A 20,542-nucleotide genomic window follows, 5' to 3' on the forward strand; every position below is an offset into this window, starting at 1 on the left:
AATGATAGCGCGGGCTCCCCTTAACGGGCGCCGCGATCTTTAAGACGGCCGGTTAAGCGCCGTCAGCATATGCGCCAGTCAGCAACGACCGTCTTTCAGATTACGACTATTACAGGGCGATTTTAAATGATGAAATTACCACCACGCCACTACCTGGCGACGTTGATTGGGTTGAGCTGTTCAACCATCCCCTTCCTGACGTGGGCGCAGACGTCGGCGACTGATTCAGGCACCGCCAGCGAGACTCAGCAGAATGCGGGCGCCGGCTCTTCCGATACGATGGTGGTGACGGCCGCGGAGCAAACCCGTCAGGCGCCGGGCGTATCTGTAATTACGGCGGAGGACATCAGCAAACGTCCGCCGACGAGTGATTTATCCGAGCTTATTCGCACTATGCCGGGCGTCAATCTTTCCGGCAACTCGAACAGCGGTTCGCGCGGCAACAACCGCCAGATCGATATTCGCGGCATGGGGCCGGAAAATACCCTGATTCTGGTGGACGGCAAGCCGGTTTCCAGCCGCAATGCGGTGCGCTATGGCTGGCGAGGTGAGCGCGATACTCGCGGCGATACCAGCTGGGTGCCGGCCGATATGGTCGAACGCATCGAAGTGCTGCGCGGTCCGGCGGCGGCGCGCTACGGCAACGGCGCCGCGGGCGGGGTGGTCAACATTATTACCAAACAGCCCACGCAGGAACTGCATGGTACCTGGAACGCTTATATGAACGCGCCGCAGCACAAATCGGAAGGCGCGACCAAACGTACGGATTTCAGCCTGATGGGCGGGCTGACGGATAACCTGAGCTTCCGTCTGTACGGTAATATCAATAAAACCCAGGCCGATGCGATAGATATTAACGACGGGCACCAGCTGAATCCGAGCGTGACGACGATCCCCGCCGGGCGCGAGGGCGTGCGCAACAAGGACATCAATGGGTTGCTGCGCTGGGAGTTTATGCCGCAGCAAACGCTGGAGTTTGAGGCCGGTACCAGTCGTCAGGGCAATATTTACGCCGGCGATACTGAAAACAATAACAGCAACAGCACATCGCTGGATAAGTACGGTCAGGAAACCAACCGTATGTACCGGCAGAATTTTTCCGTTACCCACCGAGGCTACTGGGATAGCGGCATTAGCGCGCTTTCTTACTTGCAGTATGAAAATACGCACAATACCCGTATTTTTGAGCAATTGTCGGGCGGTCCTGCCGGCAGGCCGACGGGCAATGACTACGCCACCATCAAGCTGGATACCTATACCGCCCACAGCGAACTGAATATCCCGCTGGAATTGCTGTTTAACCAGACGGCCACCGTTGGGGTGGAGTGGGTTGAACAGAAGATGAAGGATCCGGCATCCAATACGCAAACCACCACCGAAGGCGGCAGTATCGGTTCTATTAGCGACGCCAACCGCAGCGACAAAATCTCGGCCCGTATCGCTTCTGTTTTCGCCGAAGACAATATTGAATTGACCGATAGCACGATGCTGACGCCCGCGCTGCGTTTCGATCATCACAGCATGATCGGCAATAACTGGAGTCCGTCGTTAAACCTGTCCCAGCAGTTGGGCGGGGATTTCACTCTAAAAATGGGGATCGCCAGGGCCTATAAGGCGCCTAACCTTTATCAGCTTAACCCCAACTACCTGCTGTATAGCCGCGGTAATGGCTGCTACGGCGGCGGCTCCTGCTACCTGATGGGCAACGAGGATCTCAAAGCGGAAACCAGTATTAATAAGGAAGTCGGTATTGAGTTCAAGCGCGACGGCTATCAGGCGGGCGTCACTTATTTCCGCAATGATTACCGCAATAAGATTGAATCAGGCGTTCATTCGCAGGGTGCGGCATCCGGCGGAACGGGAAGCTACGCTAACTCCACTATATATCAATGGGAAAACGTACCTAAAGCGCTGCTGGAAGGACTGGAAGGCACGCTGAATATTCCCGTGACGGAGACCATTAGCTGGAACAATAACATTACCTGGATGCTGCAGTCGAAAAACAAAACGACTGGCGATCGACTGTCGATCACGCCGCAATTTACCCTGAACTCCTCGGTCAGCTGGCAGGCCACCGAAGACCTTTCTTTACTGGCCGATATGACATGGTATGGTCGCCAGAAACCGAAAAAATACAATTATCAGGGAACGGAGACGTCAGGCTACGATCGGCATGAGGTCAGCCCTTATGCGGTCTTTGGCCTGAGCGGGACTTACGATGTCAATAAATACGTCAGCGTAACGACCGGGGTGGAGAACCTGTTCGATAAACGCCAGTTCCGGGCGGGGAACGCGCAAAGTCTTAATGACAACGGCGCCGGCGCCGGGGCGGCGACCTACAATGAACCAGGCAGAACTTTCTTTGTCAGTCTGAACACCCGCTTCTGATAGCCGTTCCCTGCGTCGCCAACCGGCGCAGGGAACCGCGGATAATCGTTTAATTTAGCGTAGCCAATATACCTGCAGTAAGGCGTATATATTCATCATCCTGCAAATCGCCGGTGCGTTGGCTGCGCTCAATTATTCAGCTCGTCTCCGGGCTTCCTCCATAAAGGGTCGACGCGTTGCGTTGTTCAAAACGATAACGTTTTGTTCCGCGGGGCGAATTATTTAGAATATGCCGGAGAAGAAAATACGTTGCGAAAATAATGGGAGTGAGCGAATGAACGGGAAACATTTCACGTTCAGTTTTATTTACGCCCTGTTCTGTTTTTTTAATATTGCTTACTTTTCTTATTTTAAGCAAGAGCAGTATGTTGATGGCGATGAGGTGAAGACGGCTTGTGATGCTTATCGTATCTTCATGGTCGATGATATAAGGTCAACCACGGCGCCGCTGACATTCATTATGCTGCTGCCTTTTTTTATTTATGCCTGAATAAAAAATACCGCTCAGGCTACCAGGCGCTTATGACGCTTATTCTTGCCGGATTTTGGTATTGGCGTTTTTTCGGCAGGCTACGGTGGTGCTTTTAGCGCAGGAGGACCGGTGTACCAGTTACCGAATACCCAGGATGAAATCATCACCCCGACAACCCGCGGTCGCTATCGCCTGATGACCTTTGTCCCCGGGCCTGAGACGGCGGCGCCGGCCGACGGCTGGCCGGTGATTTACCTGCTCGACGGCGCGCGCTATTTTCCGCTGGCGGTCGGCATAATGGAGGCGCTGGCGCGCCCGCGCTGCGGTATGCAGCCCGGCGTGGTGGTGGCGCTTGATTATGATGGCCCGACCCGGCGCGAATGCGACTACCGTCCGGCCGTGGAGGCGCTGGTGGCGGAGGCTAATCCGCTCGGCGGTTACTATCCGGGCGGTCTGGCGGGCGACGCTGCCGGATTCCGTCAGTTCCTGCGCAACGAACTGCGGCCGCTGATCGCCAGCCGCTATCCGATCGATCCTGCCCGGCGCGCGCTATTCGGCCACTCCTACGGCGGCCTGTTTACCGTCGATACCTTGCTCAGCGAGCCGGACGACTTTCAGCACTTTTATGCGGCCAGTCCGTCGGTCTGGTGGAACGGCCAGTATCTGTTGCGTCACGCCGCGGCGTGCGCCGCGCAGTCGCTGGCGCCGGGACGGGCGCTGCCGGCCGGGCTGGCGCTGTCGGTGGGCGAATATGAACAATCGCTGGAGCCGTGGGAAATGGCGCTGCCGGATAAACAGCGTAAGGCGCTGCGCCAGCATCGCCATCAGCGCCGGATGGTGGACGGCGTGCGCGAACTGGCGTGGATACTGCGCGAACGCCTGCCGGCATTGTCGGTTACACTGCATATCTATCCTGAACAATCCCACCAGTCGGTGCCGCTGCTTTCCATGCAGCACGCGTTGCGGACGCATTTTTGCTGGTCCCCCGGTCAGGGATAAGTCCGACCGCCTTGCTGCGCCTGATCCCGATTCGTGCGCTGACTGCGTTCTCCCCCGGCGTGCTGACATGCCCGGTATTTCTGATAATCTGAATGTCCATTTACCCCCTTTGTTTTGCCCTGCCGCGGAAGCGGCGTAATTGCGCCGGTGCTTCCCGGGAGAAAAACAGACATAAGCGGGAATCACCAGGGAGCGTTAAATGAGTATCAAACCAGTCACCGGTGTGGACAGCTGGCTGTCGAATACGTTGCGCCCGCTATTTGGACTGAATCTGCTGGACGATAACTGGGATATCCTGGAGTTAAAAGCGGGATATTTTATCTGTATGGAGGGCGATATCGTCAAAAAAAGCATCGCCGTCTACAGCCACGCTTATCATGAGGCCGACCTGCATATTCTGACCCGCGACCGGCAGGTGATTTTACCGACCACGGCGCGCGGCAGGGAGAAAAAACTCAACTATACCGGCATCTCAAAGACGAGGGCGCAGACAATCGATTTTTCTATCGGGCTTAAAACCGACGCCGCGCCCGCCGGCATCAGAGTGTTTAACCCGCATACTTATGCGGCGCTGCCGATTCGCGGCTGCGAACAGATCGCTACCCGGGCGGACATGCAGCGCTGGCTGGCGCGGTATGCGCAACGCCTGCCGGTCGACTATGCGCGCAAGCTGGAGCGCCTGCTGCGTATGAGGAACCCGCGTCATAAAGCGCAGCCGGGGGAAATATTCAGAGTCGAATTGGATCTGTATCGCGAAGGATACGTGCTGGTCATTGGCGATGTGCGCAGGATGAGGAAAGACGGTCTGTTTTGCGCCGACAGTATCTGGAACAGCCTGATGACCGTACCGCTGTTTGTTCGTCCCTGGCGGTTTATCACCCATAACCGCATTCCCGCGCTGCAGGAAATCATCGAGGCTCCGCTGGCGGATTATGCGGGAAGCGTGATGGACGATAACTTTCTGCGCGGCCGTTATGAATATATGGGACGTAAGATGCTGAGCGAAGAGGATATTCTGCTGCCGATCGGTTACGGCCTCCGCACGAACAGCGGCGGGCAGCGATCTTACCAACTGAGCTGGGGCTGCGGCACGCTGTCGAAACCGGAGTCGGAAACCCGGCTGACCACGGGACGCGACTATCTGAATAATGGCGTTTACAGCGGCGTGCCGGAGAGCTGGTTTAGCGACGATCCGGCGGCGAAAGCGGCGCTGGATTTACTGTATAACGATCGCGTACGCGCCGACGCGCTGGCCGAGTTCGGTCTGGCGCCGGCGTGCTCGTTTGACGAATTCAGCCGTCAGGCGGGAAGCGTGACGCGCGAGCAGTATCTGGACTATCTGCGGCAAAGCGCAAAATAGCGATAAGGTTTTAGCCGGTATTGGGCATAAGGCTGATCAACACCGGACGGTAATGTTCCGCTGTCGCAATCAGCACGGCAGCGCCCTCGGCGTGCATTATCCGTCGGGAAAAAATTTTGCGCATGCGGAAACCGGCGGTATTTTGACTGCCTGCAACAACGCGTAATATACAGATAAAATTTTACCCGGCATGAGGCGTCACGCGGGCAGAGAACCGGCGGGCGATGCATCAGCGTTTAGCGAAGGGACAACGCCATGTTTTATTATAGCGACGAAATACTGCGGCAAATTAAACTGTCCTTAGAGGAGAATGAGGCGGCGGCGAGCTTCCTGCGGGAGATTCAGGCTATTCATGCGCCGGGCTATCGATGTCTGGTGATCATTCAGAAAAAACAGGCGCTGCAGCTGGACGATGAGCACTGGCAAATCGTCGATGCGCCCCCGCAGCCCGGCGGCCCGTTCTGGCCGTGCGCCGATCTTTACCGGTGCGCCGGGGATTCTCCTCTCAGGGTGACGACCATGCCGCTGCCGCGTGAACTCAATATTTTGTCCCTCTCTTATGAAGACGAAAGCTGCTATCAACTGCAGGTTCTGGCGGACGGTGAAGAGATGGCGCTGTCGCTGGGCTATTTCGTCTCGCTGGAAGCGGTGGCCAGCCGATTGAGCGCAAAACTGAAAGACGGTCTGACCGACTATGACGTCATCGATGCTTTCAGAAACGAGGGGATTAAAATACTGCCTGCCGATGTAAAAGCGGCAGCCGCCCGGGCCGAAAAGGGGACGCTGAAGCAGGCGGCGGCAGGCGCCGTCTTTTATCATCAGGCGGAAATACGACAGTGGCTCAGACGGGCTTTCGCCGGGGATGAGCAGGCCGAACGCGCGCTGCAGTCGATTCAGGCCGGCCATATGACCGGTCATGATTCCCTGATGGTTATTCAGGAAAAACAGGCGCAGCCGCAGGGTAACGGCTACTGGCGGATATTTGATGCGCCTCCGTCGCCGGAGGGGCCGCGCCGGGTCTGCGTGGATCTCTATCGGTATGACGATGAGGGCGAGTCCGACGTCACGTCGCTGCCGCTGCCGCAGGGGCTGAATGCCTGTTCGCTCAGCCAGCGACAGGGAAAATACCAGCTGAACGTGCTGATGGATGGGGAGGCATGTCCGATGCCGCTGGGCTATCCAGCGCAGTTCGCCAATGCGGCGCAGACGCTTGATCTGTCGCGAGGCGTGACGGAACAGGAGATCGTGGCGGCCTTCAGGCGGATTCATCAGCCATGCCCGCCGATTGAACTGCCGGGCATGGGGCGGCTGACGTGCAATGCGCAACTGGGCGAATTTACCGGCGATATCGACGTTCACGGCCAGCGGCTGGTTTTGCGGCTGGCCAGCGGTCAGCGCGAGCGGGCGATGCAAATGCTGTCGTCTGTCGAATGCAGACTGCGCGACCTGACCGCCTGGAATGACGCCGCGCGTCAGTTCGCCGCTGAGCAACTGCTGGATATATGGAACGAATACTGGGCCGATCCCGATGACGAAGATGAACACTTTACCCATGAGCAGTTTATCGCTCAGCTCCGTCTGGATGAGATTGAGGTTGATGAGCATCGGGCGGCGATCAATTACAGCAATAAAGACGGCAACGGCGTCAGCGTGCATTATCAGCCGGGAAAAGGTTTTGCGCATGCGGAAATGGGCTGAATCGTTGCTGACCGGCGCTGCATTCAGCCGCCCTGCGCCGTGCGTTATTGCGCAAAGAGTGCGCGTCATTAGTGCAAATAGTGTGTCTCAACCGATCATGCTATTCTGCTGAAGTTGGTGTTTATCGGATGAAAAATCGTTACCCGGGCCATGAACAATGGCTAAACGATGTCTTGATGTTGCTTTTATGTGAACAAATTAACATTTGGTTAAAATCCTGATATGCTGACGAGGCCAGACCGGGCGCTCTATGACCTTGCATCCACTCGCTTATCTCCGGGCATGGACATTCTGCGGGAATCAGAGGGCCAGGCATAATTAAGACAATGAGAGCGAGGAGAAAGTCGTGCCAGAAGAATACCGTAAGCACGTAGCCGAACGAGCTGCACAGGGGGTAGTTCCCAAACCGTTAGACGCCGGGCAAATGGCGGCGCTGGTGGAATCATTAAAAAACCCGCCTGCTGGTGAAGAAGACGTTCTGTTGGATCTGTTGACCAATCGTGTGCCTCCTGGCGTAGATGAAGCGGCTTATGTGAAAGCGGGCTTCCTGGCGGCCATCGCGAAAGGGGAAACCGTCTCGCCCCTGGTTACCCCAAAAAAAGCGATTGAATTACTGGGTACCATGCAGGGCGGATATAATATCCAGCCGCTGATCGAAGCGCTGGATAATGACGATCTGGCGAAAGGCGCGGCGAAGGCGTTGTCTCATACTCTGCTGATGTTCGACAATTTCTATGATGTGGAAGAGAAAGCGAAGGCCGGCAATCGCTGGGCCAGCCAGATTCTGCAGTCCTGGGCTGACGCCGAATGGTTCCTGTCTCGTCCCGCGCTGGCGGAAAAAATCACCGTCACCGTTTTCAAAGTAACCGGCGAAACCAATACCGATGACCTTTCTCCCGCGCCCGATGCCTGGTCGCGCCCGGACATTCCGCTGCACGCGCTGGCGATGCTGAAAAATGCCCGTGAAGGTATTGAGCCCGATCAACCGGGCGTGGTCGGCCCGATTAAGCAAATCGAAGCGCTGAATCAGAAAGGCTTTCCGTTGGCCTATGTCGGCGACGTGGTTGGCACCGGTTCTTCCCGTAAGTCCGCCACCAACTCGGTGCTGTGGTTTATGGGCGACGATATCCCGTTTGTTCCGAATAAACGCGCCGGCGGCGTAGTGCTGGGCGGCAAAATTGCGCCGATCTTCTTCAACACCATGGAAGACGCCGGCGCGTTGCCCATCGAGGTGGATGTCTCCGCGCTGAACATGGGCGATGTGATCGATATCTATCCTTATCTCGGCGAAGTGAAAAATCACGCCACCGGCGAACTGCTGGCTACCTTCGCGCTGAAAACCGACGTGCTGCTGGATGAAGTGCGCGCCGGCGGCCGTATTCCGCTGATTATCGGTCGCGGCCTGACCACCAAAGCGCGCGAGTCGCTGGGCCTGCCGCACAGCGATGTGTTCCGGGTGGCGAAAGCGGTGGCGAGCAGCAGTAAAGGCTTCTCGCTGGCGCAGAAGATGGTCGGGCGCGCCTGCGGCGTGGCCGGGATTCGCCCCAATGAGTATTGCGAGCCGAAGATGACTTCGGTCGGTTCCCAGGACACCACTGGCCCGATGACGCGCGATGAGCTGAAAGACCTCGCCTGTCTCGGTTTCTCGGCCGATCTGGTGATGCAGTCATTCTGCCATACCGCCGCCTATCCGAAGCCGGTGGACGTCAACACGCATCATACGCTGCCGGACTTCATTATGAATCGCGGCGGGGTCTCTTTGCGTCCCGGCGATGGGGTTATTCACTCCTGGCTTAACCGCATGCTGCTGCCGGATACCGTCGGCACCGGCGGGGACTCCCATACCCGTTTCCCCATCGGCATTTCCTTCCCGGCGGGCTCCGGGCTGGTGGCCTTCGCCGCCGCAACCGGCGTGATGCCGCTGGATATGCCGGAATCCGTGCTGGTACGCTTTAAAGGCAAGATGCAGCCGGGCATTACCTTGCGCGACCTGGTGCACGCCATCCCGCTGTATGCAATTAAACAGGGCCTGCTGACGGTAGAGAAGAAAGGTAAGAAAAACATTTTCTCCGGCCGCATTCTGGAAATCGAAGGGTTGCCGGATCTGAAAGTGGAACAGGCTTTCGAACTGACCGATGCCTCGGCGGAGCGCTCGGCTGCCGGCTGCACCATCAAGCTGGATAAAGCGCCGATTATCGAATACCTGAACTCCAATATCGTGCTGCTGAAGTGGATGATCTCGGAAGGGTACGGCGATCGTCGTACGCTGGAACGCCGGGTGCAGGGCATGGAGAAATGGCTGGCCGACCCGCAACTGCTGGAAGCCGACGCCGATGCGGAATATGCCGCGGTGATCGATATCGATCTGGCGGAAATCAAAGAGCCTATCCTGTGCGCGCCTAACGATCCGGACGATGCGCGCTGGCTGTCCGACGTGCAGGGCGAAAAGATCGATGAGGTGTTTATTGGTTCCTGTATGACTAATATCGGCCACTTCCGCGCGGCGGGTAAACTGCTGGATCAGCACAAGGGGCAGTTGCCGACGCGTCTGTGGGTCGCGCCGCCAACCAAAATGGATGCCGCGCAGCTGACGGAAGAAGGTTATTACAGCGTATTCGGCAAGAGCGGCGCGCGGGTGGAAATCCCCGGTTGTTCGCTGTGTATGGGCAACCAGGCGCGCGTTTCCGACGGCTCGACGGTGGTTTCCACGTCGACGCGCAACTTCCCGAACCGTCTGGGCACGGGCGCCAATGTCTATCTGGCGTCGGCCGAACTGGCGGCGGTAGCCGCTCTGCTGGGACGTTTGCCTGCGCCGGAAGAATATCAGGCCTATATGGCGCAGGTCGATAAGACCGCGCAGGACACCTATCGTTATCTGAATTTCGACCAGTTGGAACAGTATACGGATAAGGCGGATGGGGTTATTTTCCAGACTGCGGTCTGATGACGATCCAGTCGGTCGCCGTATGAAAACAGCCGGGTTATCCCGGCTGTTTTTTACCGGTCAGGCGAGACGGATATCAGAACTGATATTCAGACAGTTTTTCTTCAACCGCCTTGTCGCCCTTGTATTTTTTCTGTAATTCCGGCTGCCGCCGCTGGGCGGCGCCGCAATACTGGTCTACGTCGCGCTCTATCTCGCGTCGCCGTTCTTCAGGCAGTGAGCTATCCCATTCCCCCGACAAATGCTGACAGGTGTCGGCGTTATCCAGAAACGACCGGACATCCTCAGGCAGTGAATCCGTATGCGCCGCGAGTACGCAACCCGAGAAAAGCATGGCGATCGGCCATACTGACATACGTCTTTTCATTTTATCGCCCATCAATTGACCCGTGTGGTTTATCCCGATCGCCGCTGTGGAATTAAATGACGCCATAGCTTTGGCCGGCGCGATGCAACCCGGCATTCATACCGGTTGAAGGCGGCGTATTGATGACAACATCGTTGCCGTTTTTATCTTTGATGGTCAGATTTCCCTGCCATGCGATACTCCTGTCGATGGCATGACCCTCCGTGTGACGGCTGCGCAATGCGGGCGCCACATGCAGCCTGCTCATACCGTAGGCATTAACCCTCGCCGTCGCCGCCTGGATGCTCGCATCCGCGTTCTGGTGCACCCATTGTATATTCACGCCGGCCATCGGAGGAACATCCTCCGGCCGCACTCTGCGCCGGTCGATCTTCCAGCTCCAGTGCATCAGGCACGCTCCGGCGGGCGGAACGTCGCGGATATCGTCACCTGCGCGCCGGCTGTCCGGAGCGCGGCGAGCAATTGATCGACAGACTCGCGAAAAGGCGATCTGAGATCCCGTGTAACCGTGCTGCCGGGAAAACGCATGACTCATTCCGGGCCGCTGAGTCTGTTCACTGAATAATTCCTTTTATTTAGCCTGGATGGGGGCGGCTGGTCGCGTAAAAAATATAACTTTTCATTATAGAGCAATTGGTTATGATGACATTAAGAATAGTTTGAAGATAATGACCGGAAGAAACCGGCCATCCGACCAGGGCGGGATGCAGAGGCGCGTTTTAGCGTCGCGCCGCCGCGTCAGCGGGCTCAGGCGGCCCGCGGAGCAAATAATCTTACCGGTTTTTGCCAGACGTATGCGAGGCATCACTGTGGCAATATCCAATACCCATTAAACTAAAAATGACGAGAGTGATACAGGGGAATGAGATGAACGCATCTCAACTATTTGACGAGTGGAACGGCGGGGTGTGGGGCCTCGCAGATTTCCGGCATCATCGTGCCCAATAGCGGGATTCATAAGTTCCCCAGACTGGAGACTCCACGCATGACAAAATATACTCCGGTTGGCGTAGATATCGCAAAACATCTGATTCATGTTCACTTCATCGATACACACAGCGGCGAAGCGGTGGATAAGCAACTGCGCCGTCAGGACTTCCTGACATTCTTCAGCAACCGCGGACCTGGCCTGATTGGCATGGAAGCCTGCGGCGGTGCTCAACACTGGGCAAGCGAAGTTGGAGAAACCCGGTCATCAGGTGCGATTGCGATTACTCCAGGCGAAGTTCGTCAAGGCGTTCCTTGATGGGAAACATGAACGACATCATGGATGTCCGCGCCATCTGGATGGCGGTGCAGCGGCCGGGCCGCAAGATTGCGGTCAAGAGCGAACAGCCGCAGGCATGCTGGCGCTGTATCTCATGCGCCGCCAGTGGATAAAATTCCGCACCGCACAGATAAATGCATGTACGGCCTGCTGCTGGCGTTCGGCGAAACAGGCGTAAAGGTCGCGCCGCGCTGAACAAGGCGTTGCCAGTGGCGCTGGAGCGACTGAAAGAAAGGTTGCCGCCGTTCCTCATCGCCCAGCATTGAAGAATAGCACCGTCGCCTGAGCGACCTGGACGAGCAGATTGACGCTCCCGAGAAACAGCAGGCGGCGCAGGCGAACCAGAATGAGACCTGCCGGCGACTGGGGGCTATCCCCGGCGTGGGGCCGCTGATAGCGACGGCGGTGGTAGCCACGATCGGCGATGCCCGCGCGTTCGGGGCGGGACGGGCGTTCGCGGCCTGTGTGGATCTGGTTCCCCGACAGACCGGCGCCGGCGGTAAGGTGAGGCTGCCGGGAATAAGCAAGCGCGGCGATACCTATTTGTGCGCGCTGTTTATCCATGGCGCGAGGGCGGCGAGCTTGCTGGCGAACGTGCCGGGGCCGTGGATAACGGAGTTAAAGAAACGGCGGCCGACCAGCGTGGCGGCGGTAGCGATGGCGAACAAGCTGGCGCGTACGGCGTGGGCGATAGCGGCACACGGGCGGGAGTACCGGAAAGATTACGTCAGCGTCAGGCCGTACTAACGGCAGGCGCTGAAAACCATTAACCCCTAAACGAAAGGGTGAATGCGGAAAGGTTGCTGAGGCAGTTGGAGTGATGACGAAGACAGGGACTTGCTAAACCTGAATGGTGGCCAGGGCCTGAAGCCCGCCAGGAGAATAAGGAACAAGTCGGCGAATCTCATCGAGGCTCGCGGAGTTGGCTGCAATAAGGCCGGATATCGAGCGGTGGCCTGTCCGTCAACGTCAGCACAACGGAAGCTTTGCAAACGGGATGCGTTCATATAGATGCACCATGGACTATGAGTTTCTGCGCGATGTTACCGGTCAGGTGATGGTCAGAATGTCGATGGGGCACGAAGCCGTCGGCCACTGGTTCAATGAAGAAGTGAAAGGCAATCTGGCGCTGCTGAGCGAGGTGCAGGCGGCGGCCCGTTCTGTAGCCGGCAGCGAGCGCCAATGGCAGCATGTCGGGCATGAATACACGCTGTTGCTGGACGGCGAAGAGGTCATGATCCGGGCCAATCAGCTGGCCTTTGCGATGGATGAAATGGAAGAGGGGATGAGCTACTACGATGAAGAAAGCCTGTCGCTGTGCGGCACGGATGACTTCCTGGCCGTGGTGGCGAAATACCGCGACTTTGTGCAGAAAAAGTAATCCATTGGCGAGTTATAGGCCTCGCAGGGCTTTCCCCTGCGAGGCAATGGTTTATTTCATCCCGGCTGCGATGGCGTCGACATTGTGACGGAACGCGGCGGCGTAGGTAGCCGCCGGGCCGGAGGCGTCGGTCAGCGCTTCCGGATAGAGTTCCCCGCCGGGTTCGGCGCCGCTGGCTGCGGCAATCTGTTTCACCAGACGCGGGTCGGTCTGGTTCTCAATAAAGTAGATTTTAACTTTTTCCTGCTTAATCTGTGAGATCAGCTTCGCGACTGTCCGGCTGCTGGCTTCCGACTCCGTGGAATACCCGACCGGCGACAGGAACGTCACGCCGTATTCGTGGCTGAAATAGCCGAACGCGTCATGGCTGGTCAGTACCTTACGTTTATCCTGCGCTATGCCGGCAAAGGTTTTTTGGGCGTAGTCGTCCAGCTGTTGTAATTGCGCGATATAGGCTTCGCCCCGCTGGCGATAGTCATTTGCGTGTTGCGCATCGGTGGCGATCAGGGCATTCATAATGTTGCGGGCGTAAATGATGCCGTTGCTCATACTGTTCCAGGCGTGCGGATCGGTCACGCGTTGGCCGTCTTCTTCCATGTGCAGCGGCGTCACGCCCTGCGAGGCGGTTATCACCTTGCCTTTATAGCCGGAAGCGCCAATCAGTCGATCCAGCCAGCCTTCCAGCCCCAGTCCGCTGACCACCACCAGATCCGCTCTGGCCAGCGTTTTACTGTCTTTGGGCGAAGGTTCGAACTCATGCGGATCGCCGTTCGGGCCGACCAGATCGGTTACGTGTACCTGATCGCCGCCGATCTGTCGCACCATATCGCCCGGCACAGAAAAGCTGGCGACCACCTCAAGGGTTTTCGCCATGCTCAGCGGGCTGATCAGCAGACCGCAGAGTGCGATAACCGGAATAAAACGCTTCATCTTCTCTCCTTAATAGCTATAACAGGGGGATTAGCGACGGGCACGCAGCATGCCGCCGCTGGAACCGAAACAGGCGGAAATACAGAAAATCAGGGTTGCGGTCAGGATAATCGCCGGGCCTGCCGGTAGATCGGCATGCCATGACCACAGAAGACCGAGCAGGCTGGCGGCCAGGCCGATGCCGACGGCGATGCACAGCATGACGGCCAGCCGCTGAGTCCAGAAGCGCGAGCTGGCCGCGGGCAGCATCATCATGCCGACGGTCATCAGAGTGCCGAGCAACTGAAAGCCGGCCACCAGGTTAAGCACCACCAGCGACAGAAACAGGGCGTGGATGAGCGCCCGGTAACGCCCGGCGGCGATCCTGAGAAAAGTAATATCGAAGGATTCGATCACCAGCGCCCGGTAGATCAGCGCCAGCACTATTACCGAGCAGGAGGCGATCAGGCCGATATCAATCAGCGCCGATCGATCGACGGCCAGCAGCGAGCCGAAGAGCACGTGCAGCAAATCGACGCTGGAGCCGCGCAGCGAGACCAGCGTCACGCCCAGCGCCAGCGAACCGAGATAAAAGCCGGCGAAGCTGGCGTCCTCTTTGAGTTTGGTGTGGCGGCTGACCAGCCCGGACAGCATGGCGACGGCCAGCCCGGCCAGAAAACCGCCGATGCCCATCGCCAGCAGCGACATGCCGGAAATCAGGTAGCCGATGGCCACGCCGGGCAGCACCGCATGCGACAGCGCGTCGCCGACCAGACTCATGCGGCGCAGCAGCAGGAAACAGCCGAGCGGCGTGGCGCTGAGCGCCAGCGCGAAACAGCCGACCAGCGCCCGGCGCATAAAGCCGAACTGAATAAAAGGGTCACTTAACCAGTGAAATAGCATCATGGAATAACTCTGATGGTTCAGGTGAGGGGGCGTCCGCCAGATTTTTGCCGCGCTCCAGACGCGGTCCGTCTGCATGCAGGTGCAGCACCTGCGGGAAATACTGCTGCACCATGTGGATATCGTGCAGCACCGCCAGAATAGTTCGCCCCTGGCGGTTCAGCCGGGTAATCACCTCCAGCAGTACCGCCGTGGTTTGTTGGTCGATGCCGGTAAAGGGCTCGTCCAGCAGCAGCACCGGCGACTGCATCACCAGCAGACGGGCGAACAGTACGCGTTGCAGCTGGCCGCCGGACAGTTCGCCAATCGGGCGGCGGGCGCAGTGCCGCATCCCGGTGGTTTCCAGCGCGTCATCCGCGTGCCGCCGCCAGTCGGCCGAAATCCGCCCCAGCATTCCGCTGTGAACGAAACAGCCCATCAGCACCAAATCCTGCACGCTGAGCGGAAACTGGCGATCGAATTCCGACAGCTGCGGCAGATAGCCCGGCGTCGACTCGCCGGCATGGTCTACATAGCAGCGGCCGGACAACGGCGGCAGCAAACCGGCCAGCGTCTTCAGCAGAGTCGATTTACCGCAGCCGTTGGCGCCGACTACGGCGGTCATTGAACCGCTGGCGAAATGCCCGCTGAATGTGCCGAGCGGCGGCTGGCCGCGATAGCCGTATGACAGTTCCTGCAGCGTGATCATACCAGCGCCGTCGCCCAGCCGATGAGCAGCCACAAAACGGCCAGAGCCAGCGCCGCTATGCCCAGCCGTTGCCAGGCTGAAAGAGAGTAAAGACTTGTCATGCCACCTGCTTCCCGATGATTATTGAGTGTTATGGTATAACATATCAAAACTTGCTCGCCAGCAAAGAAGTGAAAATTTTTTTCACCGCCGAACGTTCAGGGAGGATCAAAGACGGAGCGTGCCCGGCGGGGCAGCGGAGTTCTCCTGCGTTATGAGGATCCGACGCTTGCGCGGCGGAAAATAGCAAACTGTGAATGCTATCAAGCCCGGCTCTTTACAGACCCGGTGTGCCGCGGGTGGCAATCAACACCACTGCGGGCACCGCCGCCGGGATGATCAGCAATGCGGTGAGCATCGACAGCGCCCGTCAGGTGAAAGCGGTGATGATCGATCCGATATCATCCCGGATATTGCCGTGGACGACGCCAGCGTGATGCCGGATATTCCGGCGGACGTCACGGCGGCGACCGGCATACGCTGATTTGGCCCGAACTGAAAGCGACGCTGAAGCAGCATGGCGCGCATCGCTACGTCATCTATCTTGATGCCGACGCAATCGGCTGTTCGCCACGGTGGAGATCGAGTCCGGGGCGTGAAGGGAGGCGATCGCGCAGACCGAGGTTTGTCTGCGCTGATGGCGGCATATGCGCGATATTATGCCGTCCAACCCGGACAATAGCCCGGTGAGTCAGGCGCTGAAGGCGGTGTTTTATCTGGTGTCACGCCGTCGGACTGTTCATCTTCATTCGGAGGGGATGTCGGACGGTTTGATGCAGGATGATGACCGACTTTATCATGCGTGCAGATTGGTGGAAGCGCGCATGGTAAGGACGGTCATTACTGTTGCGGACGATTGGCTGCTCCCCCCGGCGGTTAACGCATGAAATAACCTGTGCCGACCGGTCGCTGAACAAGATTATTGATGCAGAGGCTTTCACGGTCCTTATCCGGCAGACACGCCGGAAAATCAGAGCGGCCGCCGCGGACCGGGCTTCCCGATGTCCGGCTATGCCACGATGAGCTTCGCCGCAAAAAATCGGAATACGCATTCCGCCACGGACCGGGGTCAGTTACTGGCCGTCGGAATATGCTGACCGCAATCGTGAGGTCGTGCGGTGTCGAATCAGCGCCTGACGGGGAGTAATGCGTGGTGGAAATAGACAACGGACTGCGAATCGTCGCTCGATCGCGGAAACAGCGATGAGGGTAAGACCGCTGTTCGGCGGTTCACTGATATTACATGACGATAACGGCCAGGTCGCAGAGGCTACGGCCATGGTTCGGGCACTGAATAAGCTGACGCGGGAAGGGATGCCGGAAAGTGTGCGTATTGCCTGAACGTTAACCTGAACCTGAACCTTATTACCGGGATACTGGTTCAAAATCTGATTTATTAAACCAGGCCCTTTTATCGGCTATCAAAACAGAAAAGCCCCGAATCCCGGGGCTTACAGATTAAAACTTTACAAAACGCGCTATGGTATTTTTTAGAACGGAATATCGTCGTCAAAATCCATCGGCGGTTCGTTTGATGGCGCCGGCGCGGCGGTGTTGTTCTGCGCCGGGCGAGCGGCCGGTTGGCTCTGCGGATTGCCGCTGAACTGGTTGCCGGCCTGCGGCTGCTGCGGTTGGCCCCAGCCGCCGGACTGCTGACCGCCGCCTGCCGGCGCGCCGCCGCTCTGACGACCGCCCAGCATCTGCATGGTGCCGCCGATGTTTACCACGACTTCGGTGGTGTAACGGTCCTGGCCGCTCTGATCCTGCCATTTACGCGTCTGAAGCTGGCCTTCTATATAGACCTGAGAGCCTTTGCGCAGGTATTCGCCCGCTACTTCCGCCAGCTTGCCAAACAGCACGACGCGGTGCCACTCTGTTTTTTCTTTTTGCTCGCCGGTTTGCTTGTCGCGCCAGCTTTCAGAGGTGGCCAGGGTTATGTTGGCAACAGCACCGCCGTTCGGCATATAACGGACTTCCGGGTCCTGTCCCAGATTCCCGACAAGTATTACTTTGTTAACGCCTCTGCTGGCCATGGTCATGTCTCCTGATAAGTCTTTACTGGAAGTATAAGCGGATAATCTTAACATGATACAAATTGCGCGCATACCTGCGAGATGGATTGCGAAACGGATCGGGAAGCAAACAAGTCTTGCATTGGGTACTGTATATCCATTCAGTTTTTTTTATGCCATAATCATTGGTTTGGTACCGGTTGCGCCAGTCAGGGCGCGATGCAAAGCTCAGTTTATTCCGGGAAGTGTGTGAATGGATAAGATAGAAATCCGGGGCGCTCGTACCCACAATCTTAAGAATATCAATCTGGTTATCCCGCGCGACAAACTGATTGTTGTCACCGGCTTATCCGGTTCAGGTAAATCTTCACTGGCATTTGATACCCTGTATGCGGAAGGGCAGCGGCGTTACGTCGAGTCGTTGTCTGCCTATGCGCGTCAATTTTTATCGCTGATGGAAAAGCCGGACGTTGATCATATCGAAGGATTGTCGCCGGCGATTTCCATTGAGCAGAAATCCACTTCCCATAATCCGCGCTCTACCGTGGGGACCATCACGGAAATCCACGATTATCTGCGCCTGCTGTTCGCCCGCGTGGGCGAGCCGCGCTGTCCTGAGCATAACGTTACTCTGGCGGCTCAGACGGTCAGCCAGATGGTGGATAACGTTCTGGCCCAACCGGAAGGGCGCCGACTGATGCTGCTGGCACCGGTGATTAAGGAACGCAAAGGCGAACACAGCAAAACGCTGGAAAATCTCGCCTCGCAGGGGTACATCCGCGCCCGTATCGACGGCGAGGTGTGCGACCTGTCTGATCCGCCGAAGCTGGAACTGCAGAAGAAACATACGATTGAAGTGGTGGTCGACCGCTTTAAGGTGCGCGCCGATCTGGCCCAGCGCCTGGCGGAGTCGTTCGAAACCACGCTGGAACTGTCCGGCGGCAGCGCGGTGGTGGCCGATATGGACGACGCCTCCGCGCCGGAGCTGCTGTTTTCCGCCAACTTCGCCTGCCCGATATGCGGTTACAGCATGCATGAACTCGAACCGCGCATGTTCTCCTTCAACAACCCGGCAGGCGCCTGCCCGGCCTGCGACGGTCTGGGCGTTCAGCAGTTTTTCGATCCGGATCGCGTGGTGCAGAACGCGGATATTTCGCTGGCCGGCGGCGCGATCCGCGGCTGGGATCGGCGTAATTTCTACTATTTCCAGATGCTGCGCTCGCTGGCGGAACACTATAAATTCGATGTGGAAGCGCCTTTCAGCAGCCTGAGCGCGGCGGTGCAGAAAGTCATTCTGTACGGCTCCGGCAAGGAAAATATCGAGTTTAAATACGTTAACGACCGCGGCGATACCTCGGTGCGGCGCCACCCGTTCGAAGGGGTGCTGCATAATATGGAACGGCGCTATAAAGAAACCGAATCCAGCGCGGTGCGCGAGGAGCTGGCGAAGTATATCAGCAATCGCCCCTGCGCCAGCTGCGGCGGTACGCGTTTGCGTGAGGAAGCGCGCCACGTCTATGTGGAAGAAACCACGCTGCCGCAGATTTCCGATATGAGCATCGGCCACGCGATGAGCTTTTTCCACAACATGAAGCTGAGCGGTCAGCGGGCGAAGATCGCCGAAAAAGTGTTGAAAGAGATCGGCGATCGGCTGAAATTTCTGGTTAACGTCGGGCTTAACTATCTGTCGCTGTCGCGCTCGGCGGAAACGCTGTCCGGCGGCGAAGCCCAGCGTATTCGTCTCGCCAGCCAGATCGGCGCCGGGCTGGTCGGCGTGATGTACGTGCTGGATGAGCCGTCGATCGGCCTGCACCAGCGCGATAACGAACGCCTGCTGGAAACGCTGATTCACCTGCGCAATTTGGGCAACACGGTCATCGTGGTCGAACACGATGAGGATGCCATTCGCGCCGCCGACCACGTGATTGATATCGGTCCTGGCGCCGGGGTGCACGGCGGCGAGGTGGTGGCGGAAGGCAATGTGGACCAGATCATGGCGGTGCCCGAATCGCTGACCGGCCAGTTCCTGAGCGGCCAGCGCAAGATCGCGATCCCGGCGCAGCGCGTGCCGGCCGATGCCGGCAAAGTGTTGAAGCTGACCGGGGCGAGGGGCAATAACCTGAAAGACGTTACGCTGACCATCCCGGTCGGGCTGTTTACCTGCGTGACCGGGGTGTCTGGTTCCGGCAAGTCGACGCTGATCAACGATACTCTGTTTCCGATCGCGCAGCGGCAACTGAATGGCGCGACGCTGAGCGAGCCGGCGCCGTACCGCGAGATTAGCGGGCTGGAGTATTTCGATAAGGTGATCGATATCGATCAAAGTCCGATCGGTCGTACGCCGCGCTCGAACCCGGCCACCTATACCGGCATCTTCACGCCGATTCGCGAACTGTTCGCCGGCGTGCCGGAGTCGCGCAGCCGCGGCTATAATCCCGGCCGCTTTAGCTTTAACGTGCGCGGCGGGCGCTGCGAAGCCTGCCAGGGCGACGGGGTGATTAAGGTCGAAATGCACTTTCTGCCGGATATCTACGTTCCCTGCGACCAGTGCAAAGGCAAGCGCTATAACCGTGAAACGCTGGAAGTAAAGTACAAGGGGAAAAGCATCCACGAAGTGCTGGAGATGACCATTGAAGAGGCGCGCGAGTTCTTCGATGCGATCCCGGCGCTGGCGCGTAAGCTGCAGACGCTGATCGACGTCGGCCTGTCGTATATCCGGCTCGGCCAGTCGGCCACTACCCTGTCGGGCGGCGAGGCGCAGCGCGTTAAGCTGGCGCGCGAGCTGTCGAAGCGCGGTACCGGCCAGACGCTGTATATCCTCGACGAACCGACCACCGGGCTGCACTTTGCCGATATCCAGCAGTTGCTGGCCGTGCTGCATCAGCTGCGCGATCAGGGCAACACCATTGTGGTGATTGAACACAATCTGGATGTGATCAAAACGGCGGACTGGATTGTCGATCTCGGCCCGGAAGGCGGCAGCGGCGGCGGAGAGATTCTGGTCGCCGGCACGCCGGAAACGGTCGCCGCCTGTAAACAGTCGCATACGGCGCGCTTTCTTAAACCGATGCTGGAACGGGACCTGCCGACCGCGAAGAGCGCCTGATGCGGCGGT

13 protein-coding genes and 5 pseudogenes are annotated in these 20,542 nt (G+C 58.0%); 12 read left to right on the top strand and 6 right to left on the bottom strand.

The annotated features are described in order from the left end of the window. Nucleotides 1-129 precede the first annotated feature (129 nt). The 6 genes and pseudogenes from FJU30_RS03955 (at nt 130) to acnB (ending at nt 9,861) form a co-directional block, all read left to right on the top strand. On the top strand, nt 130-2,388 hold the full coding sequence (locus tag FJU30_RS03955; RefSeq protein ID WP_150433837.1) for a TonB-dependent siderophore receptor: 2,259 nt from the start codon (nt 130-132) through the stop codon (nt 2,386-2,388). Between the two features lie 274 nt (nt 2,389-2,662). Then, nucleotides 2,663-2,976: pseudogene (locus FJU30_RS03960) on the top strand (DUF2645 family protein). Between the two features lie 13 nt (nt 2,977-2,989). Continuing rightward, on the top strand, nt 2,990-3,859 hold the full coding sequence (locus tag FJU30_RS03970) for an alpha/beta hydrolase (RefSeq protein WP_223881489.1): 870 nt from the start codon (nt 2,990-2,992) through the stop codon (nt 3,857-3,859). A gap of 199 nt (nt 3,860-4,058) precedes the next feature. Beyond that, nucleotides 4,059-5,219, top strand: coding sequence for an immunity 26/phosphotriesterase HocA family protein (locus FJU30_RS03975; RefSeq protein WP_223881488.1), 1,161 nt, complete (start codon nt 4,059-4,061; stop codon nt 5,217-5,219). 255 nt (nt 5,220-5,474) lie between these two features. After that, on the top strand, nt 5,475-6,917 hold the full coding sequence (locus FJU30_RS03980) for a DUF2262 domain-containing protein (RefSeq protein WP_150433543.1): 1,443 nt from the start codon (nt 5,475-5,477) through the stop codon (nt 6,915-6,917). Between the two features lie 346 nt (nt 6,918-7,263). Continuing rightward, complete coding sequence (gene acnB, locus FJU30_RS03985; RefSeq protein ID WP_150433542.1) at nt 7,264-9,861, top strand: bifunctional aconitate hydratase 2/2-methylisocitrate dehydratase; 2,598 nt, start codon at nt 7,264-7,266, stop codon at nt 9,859-9,861. A gap of 76 nt (nt 9,862-9,937) precedes the next feature. Here the strand turns inward: acnB and FJU30_RS03990 are convergent, their stop codons facing one another. Both FJU30_RS03990 and FJU30_RS03995 read right to left on the bottom strand, forming a co-directional pair. Next, the gene (locus tag FJU30_RS03990) at nt 9,938-10,294 is read right to left on the bottom strand and encodes a hypothetical protein (RefSeq protein ID WP_223881487.1); all 357 of its coding nucleotides are present in this window, start codon (nt 10,292-10,294) and stop codon (nt 9,938-9,940) included. Then, nucleotides 10,281-10,616 (bottom strand): hypothetical protein, encoded by a 336-nt coding sequence (locus FJU30_RS03995; protein ID WP_223881486.1) that lies wholly within the window; start codon nt 10,614-10,616, stop codon nt 10,281-10,283. Before FJU30_RS03995 ends, FJU30_RS03990 begins: the two co-directional genes overlap by 14 nt. Before the next feature lie 597 nt (nt 10,617-11,213). On the opposite strand from FJU30_RS03995, the pseudogene FJU30_RS04000 reads away from it, so the two are divergent. Both FJU30_RS04000 and yacL read left to right on the top strand, forming a co-directional pair. Then, a pseudogene (locus FJU30_RS04000) lies at nt 11,214-12,242 on the top strand (IS110 family transposase). 271 nt (nt 12,243-12,513) lie between these two features. After that, a complete protein-coding gene (yacL, locus tag FJU30_RS04005) occupies nt 12,514-12,876 on the top strand; it encodes a protein YacL (protein WP_150433541.1) in 363 nt (120 codons plus the stop codon). 51 nt (nt 12,877-12,927) lie between these two features. Here yacL and FJU30_RS04010 read toward each other — a convergent pair whose 3' ends face one another. From FJU30_RS04010 to FJU30_RS04020, 3 genes are read right to left on the bottom strand one after another with little or no spacing between them, the layout of a single operon-like run. Next, nucleotides 12,928-13,806 (bottom strand): metal ABC transporter substrate-binding protein, encoded by an 879-nt coding sequence (locus tag FJU30_RS04010; RefSeq protein WP_150433540.1) that lies wholly within the window; start codon nt 13,804-13,806, stop codon nt 12,928-12,930. A gap of 30 nt (nt 13,807-13,836) precedes the next feature. Further along, entirely contained in the window at nt 13,837-14,691 is an 855-nt protein-coding gene (locus tag FJU30_RS04015; RefSeq protein ID WP_150433539.1) for a metal ABC transporter permease, read from the bottom strand. Continuing rightward, nucleotides 14,666-15,376, bottom strand: coding sequence for a metal ABC transporter ATP-binding protein (locus FJU30_RS04020; RefSeq protein WP_150433538.1), 711 nt, complete (start codon nt 15,374-15,376; stop codon nt 14,666-14,668). The genes FJU30_RS04015 and FJU30_RS04020 overlap by 26 nt, the downstream gene beginning before the upstream one ends. 326 nt (nt 15,377-15,702) lie before the next feature. Between FJU30_RS04020 and FJU30_RS04025 the strand changes: the two are divergent. From FJU30_RS04025 to FJU30_RS04035, 3 pseudogenes are all read left to right on the top strand, one after another. Continuing rightward, nucleotides 15,703-15,893: pseudogene (locus tag FJU30_RS04025) on the top strand (L-threonine dehydrogenase); the annotation flags it as partial. A 2-nt stretch (nt 15,894-15,895) separates the two neighbouring features. Continuing rightward, nucleotides 15,896-16,134, top strand: a pseudogene (gene rhaM, locus FJU30_RS27000) (L-rhamnose mutarotase); the annotation flags it as partial. A gap of 160 nt (nt 16,135-16,294) precedes the next feature. After that, a pseudogene (locus FJU30_RS04035) lies at nt 16,295-16,756 on the top strand (IS5/IS1182 family transposase); the annotation flags it as partial. 149 nt (nt 16,757-16,905) lie between these two features. Here the strand turns inward: FJU30_RS04035 and ssb1 are convergent. After that, nucleotides 16,906-17,448 (bottom strand): single-stranded DNA-binding protein SSB1, encoded by a 543-nt coding sequence (gene ssb1 / locus FJU30_RS04040; RefSeq protein ID WP_150433537.1) that lies wholly within the window; start codon nt 17,446-17,448, stop codon nt 16,906-16,908. Nucleotides 17,449-17,680: 232 nt separating this feature from the next. Between ssb1 and uvrA the strand changes: the two genes are divergently transcribed. Further along, nucleotides 17,681-20,533, top strand: coding sequence for an excinuclease ABC subunit UvrA (uvrA, locus tag FJU30_RS04045; RefSeq protein WP_150433536.1), 2,853 nt, complete (start codon nt 17,681-17,683; stop codon nt 20,531-20,533). The last annotated feature ends 9 nt before the right edge of the window (nt 20,534-20,542 follow it).

This window comes from Affinibrenneria salicis (assembly GCF_008710095.1).